Below are 10,498 nucleotides of genomic sequence, written 5' to 3' on the forward strand. Positions count from 1 at the left end.
TTGGTCTGCACAGATCAAACTGCTCAGGCGCCCCAAAGTCTTAATCGGTTAATTCTGAAGAATGTATTTACAAACGGGCAGATAGAGGTCAGGCGCGCAGTTTTTCCACGCTTCCAAGTCGCTGAGGGACCTGAATGCGGAACCCTGCGCCTTGTTGATCTGCAAGATAGGTGATCTCGCCCCCCAAACGGGCCATAACCTCACGGCAGATCGCCAGACCCAAACCTGCCGAGCCCGCGGCGGCCTGATCGCTGAGGCGTGCGAATTTCTCAAATATCAGCGCCTGTTGGGCGGCTGGGATGCCCGCGCCATTGTCGACAAAATCAATCTCGATCATCGTTCCGCTTACCCGCGCTGTGATGGCAAGCTCGGGCGATGCCGCCGTACAATATTTGCCCGCATTGGTGATCACGTTGATGAAAACTTGTACCAGCCGGTCGGGGTCAGTGAAAAGACTAAGGTCTTCGGCAGATCTGTCGCGTTTCAGGATCAGTTTACCGTCAGCGCCGGCCGATGCCACGGCGCGGTCTATCAGGTCGCGCAAGTTCGTCCACGCCTCATTCAATTGCCCCTGCCCGCTTTCCAGAACGCTGAGGTCCAAAAGATCATCCAGAAGACGCGTCAGGCGCAAGCTCTCGTCGTGGATGATGGTGCTGTAGCGAGTCCGCTCGGCCGGGGTCATGCCATCTTCCATCATAAATTCCGAGAAGCTTCGGATCGAGGTCATGGGTGTGCGCAACTCGTGGCTCACCTGACTGAGAAACGCGTCTTTCTGAACCGAAAGCGCGGTCAGTTTTTCGTTGGCAAGCCGCAATTGCCGAGCCGTTTGCTGCAGTTCTTCCGATTTCGCTTCAAGCTGACTTGAGTGTTCCAGCATCTGAGCAGATTCGTCCGCTACAGCCAGAAGGTCGTCTACTGAGATAACCGCGTCCCCGTTGATCTGGCCGATCATGGCATGGGCCGTGGCCGCCCCCACGGACCCCGCAAGCTCGCGCTCCAGCAACTCGACGAAGGCGGGTGTCGGATCGGGGAGCCCGTCGGGTTTGCCTTGACGCGCCGCCTCGTGCTGGAACAGGGCCTGTGCCTGACGCGCGCCAAGCAAGCGTTGGGTCATGACCAGAAGGTCCTCGCTCTCAACGGTGCCACTGACCCATCCCCGCTGGGCGTCTGTGCCGTCGAAGGCGTTGACAAAGCTGACCCCTTGCAACCGCTCCATCGGGCTGGGGAACGTCATGAGAGAGACGAGGAGAAACAATACGGTGTTCACAGAGATCGACCACAGGATCGAGTGCACCAAGGGATCAAGAGACGACACACCGAAGAGCGCTTGCGGCCGTAACAGCGACGTTCCGAAGAGACCGTCCTGCAACGTGTCCGGCCCGAAGAGCCCCACCGCAGGCAGCGCCAATGTGATGGACCAGAGCGCGAATCCCGCGCACAGCCCGGCCATCGCCCCGGCCCGCGTGGCACCGCGCCAGAACAGCGCGCCGAGAAGCGCTGGCAGCACTTGTGCCACGCCTGCGAAACTGACCAGCCCGATGGCGGAGAGCGCGTTCGAGCCGCCTGTGACCCTGAAATAGATGTAGCCCAGCCCGAGGATGCCGATGATGGCCAAGCGCCGGGAGGTGATCACCACCTGCCGCAGATCGCCCGAGACCGTGGCGCCCTTGGGGCGGCTGGACAGCCAAAGAGGTACGACAATGTGGTTCGAAATCATGGTGCTGAGCGCAATGGCCGCGACAATTACCATGGATGTGGCCGAGGAAAATCCACCGAGGAATGCGAGCACCGCCAACCCCTCCTGATCTAGCTCCAGCGGCAAGGTCAGAACGAAGAGATCAGGGTTCGCGCCGTCGGGCAGAACGGCAAGCCCGACGACTGCGATGGGCAGCACAAAGAGGCTCATCGCCAGCAGATAGAGCGGAAACGCCCAGCTTGCCGCACTTAGATGGCGTTCGTCGGAATATTCCACCACCATGACCTGAAACATGCGCGGCAGGCAGATGATGGCCGCTGCCGACAGGAAGGTCATCCCGATCCAGCGACTGGGTTGGGGTTGCCACTCCGCCACCGGGCTTGCGGCGATGATCTGCAGCGTGTCACCGATGCCGCCGCTGACACCCCACACAACGAAAACACCGACCGCGAGCAATGCGACCAGCTTGACGACGGCCTCCAGCGCGATGGCTGTGACAACGCCGTGGTGCCGCTCGTTCGTATCGAGGTTGCGCGTGCCAAAGAGAATGGTGAAAAGTGCTAGCCCGGAGGCGACCCAGAACGCTGTGGTCTGCAAGTCCGACTGATCCCATCGCGCCACCCCGGCATCCGCCGACGCATTCGCAAAAACGGCGAAGGACAGGGTCACCGATTGCAACTGAAGCGCGATATAAGGTGTCGTCCCAGCCAGAGCCAGAAGCGTGACCAGCACAGCCAAGGCGCTCGACTTGCCATAACGGCTGGAGATCAGGTCCGCGATAGAGGTGATGCGTCTGGCCCGGCCGATCCGCACCAGTTTGCGCAGAATCCACCACCAGCCCAGAAAAACCAGAGTGGGGCCTAGATAGATGGTCAGGTATTCGAGGCCCGAGCGCGCTGCGTTCCCGACCGCACCGTAGAAGGTCCACGCCGTGCAGTAGACGCTGAGGGACAACGTGTAGGTGAGCGGGCTGCGCAGCCACCGCGCCCCACCCCGACTTGCCCGCGCATCGGCCCAGAACGCGACAACAAAGAGCAGCGCCACGTAGGCAAGTGCGGTCAGGACGAGGAAGTTGAACGTCACCATTACTCAGCGGGTCCGACTGGCGGTGTATCCTCTTCGCTTGTGTCTGCGCCTTCGCTGCGATGAAGGGCGTGGGACAGCCAGAGCGCCACAGCGATCAGCAATAGCCACGCGGCGAAGAAGTAAATCAGATGCGCGCTGGTCTGACCCGGTGCACCGTCATTGCCAGAAGACAGCCATGCGGGGATCAAAAAGAGTGCCATCGCGAGAAAAGGCAGCAACTTTGCTGCGTCAATCAACCTCCTGCGTCGGTAAACGCCCCGCTCCAGAAAAAGTGGCGTGCCCACACGGCGCGATGGACCTGTCATGCCCCGGCTCTTTCGGCCAGCGCACGTACGGTGTCCAGCATCTCGGTGTTTGAAAAAGGCTTAGTCATGAAGGCGCTGACCCCATAGCTTTCCGCCAGTTCACGGTCCTTTGTTTGACCCCGCGCGGTGAGCATCAGAATAGGCAAATCCTGAAGAGCCATGTCCTGCCTAAGCTCTTTCAGGATCTCAAACCCGCTGCGCCCCGGCAACATCACGTCCAGCACGACGACATCGGGCTTTATGCGATAGACGGCAGAGACGGCATCCACCCCATCGGAATGAAGTCGGACCGTCCAGCCATCGCGCTCCAGAAGAAAGCTGATCGCCTCGATGATATTGGGTTCATCTTCGATCAGCAAAACGGTTCTGCCCATCAGCCCTCCCAAGCCGTGTTTCCCCTTGCTGCGTCCACTAAGCCAAAGAAACAGGGACGTGTCAAAATTTGTAGGATTTTTGCATGTGCTTGCCGGATGCTTCAGTCCACCTGCAAAATCGAAGGTTCGCGCCGCGCGACACAGTCGGGACGCGGACAGACCCGGCAGCTTGACCCAACAGGACGTGGGTTCTGCACCCCGTCCTCGTCGCTGATCAGCAGCATCGCCGCGTGATAGAGCGGTGGGCCTTCGAATGACGGCATCCCTACAGGGCTGGTCACGGCGTAGGTCCGGAACTTGCGGTTCTCGGTGCTTTCGACGTCACGGCGGATGGGCTGGCCCGGCGTAGACAGGGCGGAGAAAAGGGGCCAGAGCGGACAGGCCGCACCAAAACGAGGCAAACCAAACCCCGGCGGCGGTTTGCGGAACAGCATGGCACCGGCGCTGTCACAGATCACCAGCCCCACCTCGGGCATGTCCGCAGCAATCGGCAAACTGGCCAAGCGTCGGAAGACGACCATCAGATCGACCTTGAACTCGCGCGCCAAAGCTGCCGGGTCGAACCGAGTAGCGCGCGCGGCTGCACCAAACGTCACCAACGGCAAGCGTTCGACATCTCGGGCGTAGATCTTCAACGCGGTGCCAGCGACGCTGCGGGCCGCATCGGATTCAAACTCAGGACTGTTGGCAAGAATATCGGGGATGACCACCGGACCGTCCGCTTCGATTTCCGCGATGTGATACCGTCGCCGCTCAAAGAACGCCGAGACCTGTTCCAATGGTGTCGCAAACCCGCTGTCTCGCCGTGCCAGTCTGTCGAAATGGCTTGCCATCCCGGCAGAGGTTTCCGCAAGCCTGCGGCTTTCGGCATCGATATTTGCGTGGAACCGTGCGCGCCAGTCCGCCCCGATATCCGGCGTCGTGACCAGAATAGACGCGGTCGACCGGATCGCGGAGACCGACCCCAGCACGTCATGCATCTTCTCGGACAGAACGGGATCGTGCGTCAGCCGGTCGTTGAGGCCGCCCACTGTCGCCTCCAACGCTGCGATCCGCTGGGCTTGCGCGGTGATCTTTTCGGCCCATCCGGGAAAGCGACCGACGAACTCTTCGATCTGGTCGATTTCGGCCCCGTCGGAGGGACCAGCAGCGTTCTGAAGACCTTCGATCAGGGCACTTTCGCCGCCCTGTGCCAACATGTTCGGATCGCGGCCCAGAACGCCCGCGATCGAGACCAGCAATTTGCCGCCGATTCTACGCTTGTTGTGTTCGATCAAATTAAGGTAGCTGGCGGAAATGCCCGTCTGGGCCGCCAAATCCGCCTGTTTCAATCCCAAAGCCATGCGGCTTTCGCGGATCCGGGTCCCGGCCAGTGCAGAGCGCGGCATCGGCAACTTCCTGTTTTGTAACGCCTCAACATGGGAAACAGTAAAGTAATTTACTCATTCTGCACCCGCATAGTCTAAGAATTTACAGAACTTTGCCTCTTTCTCAAGCACTTGTTGAACGATTTTCTAACACGCGGTGATATCTTACCAGTCCGAAAAGGACCGGGTGCGTCGGGAGGAGGCGTCGCCCAAAAAATCTTAGGGAGGATATAATGTCCAAATCGAATTTCACCCGTCGGGGTGTACTCAAGACGTCTGTTCTGGCCGGCGGCGCCTTGGCTGTTCCCACAATTTTTGATGGTTCCGTCTGGGCTGACGGCCACACCGGTTTCACCAACGCGCCAGAGGGCGGCACGGTCACCCTGGGCTTCAACGTCCCGCAGAGCGGTCCCTATGCGGACGAGGGCGCCGATGAACTGCGCGCCTATGAGCTTGCGGTCGAACACCTGAATGGTGGTGGCGACGGAGGCATGTTGAATACCTTCACGTCGAAAACCCTCGACGGCACGGGCATCAACGGCAAGAAGGTCGAATACGTCACGGGCGACACGCAAACGAAATCCGACGCCGCGCGTGCATCTGCTCGCTCGATGATCGAAAAAGACGGCGCAATCATGATAACCGGCGGCTCGTCGTCGGGCGTGGCTGTGGCTGTGCAGGCGCTCTGCCAAGAGGCAGGCGTTATCTTCATGGCGGGTCTGACCCACTCCAATGACACGACGGGTAAGGACCGGAAAGCCAATGGCTTCCGTCACTTCTTCAACTCCTACATGTCAGGCGCTGCACTCGCGCCGGTTTTGGCCGCCAACTACGGCACAGACCGCAAGGCGTACCACCTGACGGCTGACTACAACTGGGGCTACACCACAGAAGAAGCCGTGCGCAGCTCGACCGAAGCCATGGGTTGGGAAACAGTAAACGCGGTCAAAACACCGCTGACACAGACCGACTTCTCGTCCTACATTGCGCCGGTTCTGCAGTCGGGCGCGGATACGCTCATTCTGAACCACTACGGCGGCAACATGGTCAACTCGCTGACCAATGCCGTTCAGTTCGGTCTGCGCGACAAGCAGGTCAACGGCAAGGACTTCCAGATCGTCGTTCCGCTGTATTCCCGCCTGATGGCAAAAGGTGCCGGCGCGAACGTCAAAGGCATCTTCGGTTCCACGAACTGGCACTGGTCGCTGACCGACGAAGGCTCCAAAGCGTTCGTGAAGTCCTTCGGTACCAAATACGGCTTCCCACCCTCGCAGGCTGCACACACCTGCTATGTGCAAACGCTGCTTTATGCGGATGCGGTCAACCGTGCTGGAAGCTTCAACCCATGTGCGGTCGTCGAAGCGCTCGAAGGCTACGAGTTCGACGGTCTGGGCAATGGCCCAACGCTTTACCGCGCCGACGATCACCAGTGCTTCAAGGACGTGCTGGTCGTGAAAGGGAAAGAGAACCCGACATCCGAGTTCGACCTTCTGGAAATCGTGGAAATCACACCGCGGGCGCAGGTCGAGTACGCACCGGATCATCCACAGATGGGTGGCGCGGCTGCAACGCTGGGCACCTGTAACCCGGGCGCTTAAGCCAAACGTTTGCGGGGCGGGCTCCGGCCTGCCCCGCCTTCACGTATCGGACCGGCGCGCCTGACGCGCAATTCTCGTCGCAACCTGCGAGGTGGGGACATGGAAGCCATTATTCTTCAAATTCTGAACGGACTGGACAAGGGCTCTGCCTATGCCCTGATCGCGCTCGGTCTTACTCTGATTTTCGGCACACTGGGTGTGGTCAACTTTGCCCACGGTGCGCTGTTCATGATCGGTGCTTTCTGCGCCGTCACCCTGCAACGCATCCTCAGCCTCAGCTACGAGGTTGTCGACGACACAAGGACTGATTTCCTTGGCAACCCGCTTAAGGTCGATGTGCCCTATGTCAACGGATGGTTCGGTCCGGAAATGGGGCAGACGATCATCGAATGGTCCGTGCCCTTGGCCATCTTGTTCGCGATCCCGGTGATGATGTTTGTCGGCTACGCGATGGAGCGCGGCCTGATCAAGCATTTCTACAAACGGCCCCATGCGGACCAGATCCTTGTAACGTTCGGCCTTGCCATCGTCCTGCAAGAGGTCATCAAGGCCTTTTACGGCGCAAACCCTATCCCCACACCTGCCCCGCCCGCCTTCACAGGTTCGTTCGATTTCGGCGCGCTGATCGGGTTTGACCCCAACCAGATCATCTATCCCTATTGGCGGCTGATCTATTTCACCTTTGCCGCATTCGTCATCACGGCTGTCTTCGCCTTCCTTCAATTCACGACCTTCGGCATGGTGGTGCGGGCAGGCATGGCGGACCGGGAGACGGTCGGCCTTCTGGGCATCGACATCGACAAGCGCTTCACGATGATGTTTGCCATCGCCGCCGTCGTCGCGGGGTTGGCTGGTGTGATGTACACGCCGATCAACTCGCCCAATTACCACATGGGGATGGATTTCCTTGTTCTCAGCTTCGTCGTGGTCGTCGTGGGCGGCATGGGGTCCCTGCCCGGCGCCGTTCTGGCCGGGTTTGTCCTTGGAATTCTCGAAAGCTTCGCCTCGATGGCCGAGGTGATCGATATCATCCCCGGTATCAACCAGATCATCATCTATCTCGTTGCAATCATCATTCTGCTGACACGTCCGCGTGGCCTGATGGGCCGCCGTGGCGTGATGGAGGATTAATCCATGTTCGGCCTTAGTACCAAAGACACCACATTGTTGCTGTTCGTCGCGGCGCTGACCCTACTGGCCCCGTTTCTGCTGAACCCGTTCCCTGAGAATTCCGCCATGGCACAGTTCAACGCGGGCTATCCGGACTTGATGCAACGGTTCGTCATTTTCGGAACCTTTGCCATTGGGTTCAACATCCTCTTCGGATTGACAGGTTATCTCAGCTTCGGTCACGCCGCTTTCCTTGGCGTGGGCAGCTACGGCGCGATCTGGATGATGAAACTGCTGACGCTGAACGTAATCCCGGCGATTATCATGGGCGTCATCTTCGCGGGTCTCTTCGCCTTGTTGGTGGGATACATCTCTCTCCGGCGATCCGGGATATACTTCTCGATCCTGACATTGGCCTTCGCGCAGATGTCCTACGCACTGGCCTATTCCGTTCTCACACCGATCACCGGCGGCGAGACAGGGCTGCAGCTAAAGGCCACGGATACGCCCTTGCTGTCCAACCTTGCCCCCGGCGAGATCGGACGCGCAAACCTCTTTGGCGTCGACATGCGATCAAGTTATGAACTGGTCATCGGTGATTGGCTCTTCACCTTCAACGCGGGCTATTACATCGCCGCCGTCTGCATGCTGATCGGCTTCTACATCTCCATCCGCATTTTCCGCTCACCCTTCGGGATGATGCTACGGGCGGTGAAGTCCAACCAACAGCGGATGAACTACACCGGCCTGAACTCCAAACCCTACACGCTGGCCGCGTTTGTGATCTCCGGCATGTATGCCGGTCTGGCGGGGGGTTTGATGGTCGCCATGGACACGCAAGTGGGGCCCGAGCGCATGTTCTGGACGGCTTCCGGCGAGGTTGTACTGATGGCCATTCTCGGCGGCGTGGGCACATTGATCGGACCAGTCCTCGGCGCGGGCATGATCAAGTACATGGAAAACATCCTGTCCAAGATCAACGACGCGATCCTGCACCAATGGTTCGCTTTCATGCCGGACGGCATCGAGAACCTGCTGGTCGCCATCTTCCATCCGTTCATCGGCAAAGGCTGGCACCTGACGCTCGGCATGCTCTTCATGTTGATCGTGATCTTCCTGCCAGGCGGTCTGGTCGAAGGCGGACAACGCATCGGTCGCATCTTTCGGCGGCGCGATCGCAAGGCGGACAGCGTCGAATCCGATGCCGCCAAACAACGCAAACCGGCAGAGTAAGGGAAGCAGGACATGGGAATTCTTGAGATCAAGAATGTCGGCAAGCGCTTCGGCGGATTGCAGGCGCTGAGCGACGTCAATCTGAGCGTTGCCGAAAACACCGTCCACGCGATTATCGGGCCAAACGGCGCCGGAAAATCGACCTTGCTCAATTGCCTCGTGGGCAAACTGATCCCGGACACGGGGTCGGTCACCTTTCAGGGGCAAAGCCTGTTGGGCCGCAAGCCCCACGAGATAAACCAGCTGGGCGTCAGCCGCGTGTTCCAGACACCTGAAATCTTTGCCGATCTGACCGTGTTGGAAAACGTCATGATCCCCTGCTTTGCGCACCGGGATGGGGCCTTCCAGATGAACGCCTTGCGCGGCGTGCGGTCCGAGACCGACATACGTCAGAAGGCCGAGCAAATTCTGGAAGATGTCAGTATGCTCGAGAAAGAGAACATGCAGGCCTCGTCCCTGTCACGCGGTGACAAGCGACGCCTGGAAATGGCGATGTGTCTTGTGCAGGATCCCAAGCTTCTGCTGCTGGACGAGCCCACCGCCGGGATGGCGCGGGCCGATACGAACAACACCATCGATCTGCTCAAGGAAATCAAGGACAAGCGTGACATCACGATGGCGATCATCGAGCATGACATGCATGTGGTCTTCAGCCTTGCCGAGCGGATTACGGTTCTGGCCCAAGGCACGCCCCTTGTGGAAGAGACGCCCGAAAACATCAAAGGCCATCCCAAGGTGCGCGAAGCGTATCTGGGTGAGGCGCAGGTCTAAGGAGCGGCCCGATGAACGCGAAACCTGAGTTTAACAAGAACGCCAACAACGCGGCGACCGCACCCGCCTTCCTCAGCGTCTGGGACGTGGAGGCCTACTACGGTGAAAGCTACATTGTGCAAGGCATCAGCTTCAACGTGCACGAGGGCGAAATCCTCGCCCTGCTGGGCCGCAACGGGGCGGGCAAGACCTCGACCCTGCGCACGATTGCCCGGCTGGGCGATCCGCAACTCAAACACGGTGAGATCTGGCTGGATCATCAGCCCTTGCACAAGATGGCCAGCTATCAGGCGGCGCAGGCAGGCATTGGCCTTGTCCCCGAAGACCGTCGCATCATTCCTGGCCTGACGGTCGAAGAGAACCTGCAGCTTGCGCAGATCGCCCCGCCGATTGGCTGGTCCATCGAGCGGGTCTACGATCTGTTCCCCCGCCTCGGCGAACGTCGCAAGCAGGAGGGCGTGACCCTGTCCGGCGGCGAGCAGCAGATGCTGTCGATTGCCCGGGCCCTGTGTCGCGACATCAAGGTTTTGCTGCTGGACGAACCCTACGAAGGTCTCGCTCCTGTTATCGTGCAGGAAATTGCTAAAACCCTGAATGTCATCCGGGATCAGGGGATTACGACAATCATCGTGGAACAAAATGCCGTGGCTGCGTTGAAACTGGCAGACCGCGCCGTGATCCTCGACACCGGATCGGTCGTCTATGACGGCTCCGCCCAAGAGGTTCTGGACGACGAAAAACTGCGCGCTGAATATCTGGCGATCTGAGGTCCTGCTTGGGGGCCGGGGTCGCATTGAAACGACACAAATAGGAATATGCCCATGTCCACCACGCACCCGCCGTCTTCTTCGTTTATTTCTGGGAGTTATGTTGATGCGTCTGGGTATGCGTCGATGTATTGGTCGTCTGTGTCTGATCCTGAGGCGTTTTGGGGGGAGCAGGGCAAGCGGCTGGACTG

At 59.4% G+C, this 10,498-nt stretch carries 9 protein-coding genes; 5 read left to right on the top strand and 4 right to left on the bottom strand.

Translation table 11 applies throughout. The features are described 5' to 3' along the window. Positions 1-88: 88 nt before the first annotated feature. From KIN_RS18920 to KIN_RS18935, 4 genes are all read right to left on the bottom strand, one after another. Positions 89-2,782, bottom strand: coding sequence for an ATP-binding protein (locus KIN_RS18920; protein WP_159810033.1), 2,694 nt, complete (start codon positions 2,780-2,782; stop codon positions 89-91). Then, positions 2,782-3,087 (bottom strand): hypothetical protein, encoded by a 306-nt coding sequence (locus tag KIN_RS18925; RefSeq protein WP_159810035.1) that lies wholly within the window; start codon positions 3,085-3,087, stop codon positions 2,782-2,784. The genes KIN_RS18920 and KIN_RS18925 overlap by 1 nt, the downstream gene beginning before the upstream one ends. Continuing rightward, positions 3,084-3,461, bottom strand: coding sequence for a response regulator transcription factor (locus tag KIN_RS18930; RefSeq protein WP_159810037.1), 378 nt, complete (start codon positions 3,459-3,461; stop codon positions 3,084-3,086). Before KIN_RS18930 ends, KIN_RS18925 begins: the two co-directional genes overlap by 4 nt. Positions 3,462-3,562: 101 nt before the next feature. Continuing rightward, complete coding sequence (locus KIN_RS18935) at positions 3,563-4,849, bottom strand: XRE family transcriptional regulator (RefSeq protein WP_159810039.1); 1,287 nt, start codon at positions 4,847-4,849, stop codon at positions 3,563-3,565. Positions 4,850-5,061: 212 nt separating this feature from the next. Between KIN_RS18935 and KIN_RS18940 the strand changes: the two genes are divergently transcribed. From KIN_RS18940 to KIN_RS18960, 5 genes are all read left to right on the top strand, one after another. Next, complete coding sequence (locus KIN_RS18940; RefSeq protein ID WP_159810041.1) at positions 5,062-6,426, top strand: substrate-binding protein; 1,365 nt, start codon at positions 5,062-5,064, stop codon at positions 6,424-6,426. 99 nt (positions 6,427-6,525) lie between these two features. Beyond that, positions 6,526-7,557: a branched-chain amino acid ABC transporter permease gene (locus KIN_RS18945; protein WP_159810043.1), complete on the top strand. Its 1,032-nt coding sequence runs from the start codon at positions 6,526-6,528 to the stop codon at positions 7,555-7,557. A gap of 3 nt (positions 7,558-7,560) precedes the next feature. Next, positions 7,561-8,769, top strand: a complete 1,209-nt coding sequence (locus KIN_RS18950) for a branched-chain amino acid ABC transporter permease (RefSeq protein ID WP_159810045.1) — start codon at positions 7,561-7,563, stop codon at positions 8,767-8,769. A gap of 12 nt (positions 8,770-8,781) precedes the next feature. Further along, complete coding sequence (locus tag KIN_RS18955) at positions 8,782-9,540, top strand: ABC transporter ATP-binding protein (protein ID WP_159810047.1); 759 nt, start codon at positions 8,782-8,784, stop codon at positions 9,538-9,540. Between the two features lie 11 nt (positions 9,541-9,551). Continuing rightward, positions 9,552-10,307: an ABC transporter ATP-binding protein gene (locus KIN_RS18960; protein ID WP_159810049.1), complete on the top strand. Its 756-nt coding sequence runs from the start codon at positions 9,552-9,554 to the stop codon at positions 10,305-10,307. The last annotated feature ends 191 nt before the right edge of the window (positions 10,308-10,498 follow it).

The organism is Litoreibacter roseus (assembly GCF_009811795.1).
Classification (GTDB): Bacteria; Pseudomonadota; Alphaproteobacteria; order Rhodobacterales; family Rhodobacteraceae; genus Litoreibacter; species Litoreibacter roseus.

What these genes read in the sequence shown, in the direction of transcription:
- KIN_RS18925 (WP_159810035.1), bottom strand. Translation starts at nt 3,087, where the DNA reads ATGACAGGTCCATCGCGCCGTGTGGGCACGCCACTTTTTCTGGAGCGG.
- KIN_RS18960 (WP_159810049.1), top strand. Translation starts at nt 9,552, where the DNA reads ATGAACGCGAAACCTGAGTTTAACAAGAACGCCAACAACGCGGCGACC.
- KIN_RS18930 (WP_159810037.1), bottom strand. Translation starts at nt 3,461, where the DNA reads ATGGGCAGAACCGTTTTGCTGATCGAAGATGAACCCAATATCATCGAG.
- KIN_RS18945 (WP_159810043.1), top strand. Translation starts at nt 6,526, where the DNA reads ATGGAAGCCATTATTCTTCAAATTCTGAACGGACTGGACAAGGGCTCT.
- KIN_RS18940 (WP_159810041.1), top strand. Translation starts at nt 5,062, where the DNA reads ATGTCCAAATCGAATTTCACCCGTCGGGGTGTACTCAAGACGTCTGTT.
- KIN_RS18920 (WP_159810033.1), bottom strand. Translation starts at nt 2,782, where the DNA reads ATGGTGACGTTCAACTTCCTCGTCCTGACCGCACTTGCCTACGTGGCG.
- KIN_RS18955 (WP_159810047.1), top strand. Translation starts at nt 8,782, where the DNA reads ATGGGAATTCTTGAGATCAAGAATGTCGGCAAGCGCTTCGGCGGATTG.
- KIN_RS18950 (WP_159810045.1), top strand. Translation starts at nt 7,561, where the DNA reads ATGTTCGGCCTTAGTACCAAAGACACCACATTGTTGCTGTTCGTCGCG.
- KIN_RS18935 (WP_159810039.1), bottom strand. Translation starts at nt 4,849, where the DNA reads ATGCCGCGCTCTGCACTGGCCGGGACCCGGATCCGCGAAAGCCGCATG.